The sequence below is a fragment of the Candidatus Mycoplasma haematohominis genome, from assembly GCF_902712995.1.
GTDB classification, from domain to species: Bacteria; Bacillota_I; Bacilli_A; order Mycoplasmatales; family Mycoplasmoidaceae; genus Eperythrozoon_B; species Eperythrozoon_B haematohominis.
Genome location: NZ_CACTIB010000013.1, coordinates 1 through 1,412, shown reverse-complemented (window position 1 = coordinate 1,412; position 1,412 = coordinate 1). Strand labels below are relative to the sequence as shown.

The following is a 1,412-nucleotide window of genomic DNA, read 5'->3' as shown; positions in this document are numbered from 1 at the left end:
TTTCTGATAGTAAGATTCAGATACTAGAAGCATTTAATAAAGCAGAGGATAAATATAAGCCTAATCAAGGAGGAGATGGAACTCCTTTTGATACAAAGCATTGAACTAAGGAGAATCATTTAATTACGGAAACAAAAGAAGATTTAGAGAAGATCTTCTTAGATTTCTTCTTTAAGTCTTTGTATTTGAAAGCTGATAAGAGCGCGTTTGAGGTTTCTGATTTTGCTCAATTTGGAGATAAGGAATATATAGAAGCAGTAGCTAAGTTTCAGGAGTTTGTATTTAATGATTGATTGACTTATCAGAAACCAGTGTTTTTATGCAGGAAAGAGTGGAAGTTGTCAAGTAGTTTTCCAAGCAATGAGAAGAGATTTAAAGAGAATAAAGATGGCGATACTAAGAAACGTAGACCAGATAGTCCAACTATAGATTGGCCTGATTTTCATGAAGTTGAGGATGAGATTATTAGTTTCAACCAATCAGGTTCCTGTCATAACTATTCTCTATTTACTTTAGAAGAGTTAAGTAAATTAGATGGAAGAGAAATAGATGCTTTTGTTACTAAGTACTTTGCTGAGGTTAAGACTGATGGAGTTAATCCAGGTGTAACTCAGGCAAGTAAATTAGAAAATGTTGATGATGTTTATAAGTTGTTTCTAGACACTAACAAGGTGAATAATTCATTAGGGCAATCAGTAAATGAATCAGTAATAGATACAACCGGAAAATTAAAAGATGAAACAAACAAATATATTTTCTCCTTCAGAGAAGTTAAGTTTGGTAATAATGATTCAGGAAACAACGAAAAAAAAGCAACCTACATAAAAACACCTAAGGGAATTACATTTATATGAATAGATCCTAAATCTAAAGCTGATTCAATAAGTGATTACACAATAAAAGGAAAATCTCCTATTAATGATTTCTCAATAGAAGAACAACTTAAAAACTACTTTAAAAACTACAAACTAGAAGTATTAGGTAGGTATTTTGAGTCTCAAAAAGACAGGGGAGTTCTTTTTGGACATAGATCATGATCATCCTCAGTAACAGACTTGTTGATTAGTTCTTCTAACTTTGTTACTGAATTAAGAAAGAATAAAGAACACTGAGAGTCTATGAGAAAACTCTCAGAAGCAGTTAAAGACTATGGATCTATTACTTATGGAGCAGATAAAAAATTAGATTTCTCTGCAGGGTTAGCAGTTCCAACCTTTATGGAGAGAAATCTGGATAAGAAAAAAAATGTTCTTGAAAAAGAAATCAAAAAAAAGACAGGAGAGCTAAATACAAAATCCAAGACGCATAAGGAACAAGAGCAGGAAAACGTAAAAGAGTTATTTAAATCAATAGACACAACTAACGATGGTTTATTCCCATGATTAAAAGCTTACTATTCAGTTGGGAACAAT

The 1,412-nt window shown here is 31.7% G+C and carries 1 protein-coding gene; it reads left to right on the top strand.

Features of this window, described 5'->3' with window-relative positions; translation table 4 throughout:
- Window positions 1–1,412 (top strand): DUF3713 domain-containing protein (locus tag H6411_RS02310; RefSeq protein WP_216083033.1); only part of this gene is annotated, 1,412 nt, incomplete at both ends.